Below are 336 nucleotides of genomic sequence, written 5' to 3' on the forward strand. Positions count from 1 at the left end.
CGTCTGCGTTGGTCACTTCATCAGTGCCCTTAACTGTCACGGCGAAGTTGTTGTCGGTGTCCGCACTCGTATCTAAATCTAACGTATCCGTTTTAGTTGACGTGTTGCCCGCATCATCAGTTGCTACAGCGCTGACGGTAATCGTACCGTCGGTCAGACCACTTAGATCCGCATCCGCCACACTCCAGACGCCGTCAGTTTGTGTCGCGTCCACAACCACGTTGTTGGTGCCATCGCTGAACGTTACTTTCACCGTCTCGGTGTCCGCGTCCACGCCACTCAAGGTCACACTCACCGTGCCCGCTTCGTCTGCGTTGGTCACTTCATCAGTGCCCT

The 336-nt window shown here is 55.4% G+C and carries 1 protein-coding gene; it reads right to left on the minus strand.

Annotated elements, in window-relative coordinates; genetic code table 11:
* Positions 1–322 (minus strand): Ig-like domain-containing protein (locus tag V6259_RS19710; RefSeq protein WP_341585978.1); only part of this gene is annotated, 322 nt, incomplete at its 3' end.
* Positions 323–336 lie beyond the last annotated feature (14 nt).

It is taken from the genome of Marinomonas sp. TI.3.20, from assembly GCF_038155025.1.
Classification (GTDB): domain Bacteria; phylum Pseudomonadota; class Gammaproteobacteria; order Pseudomonadales; family Marinomonadaceae; genus Marinomonas; species Marinomonas flavescens.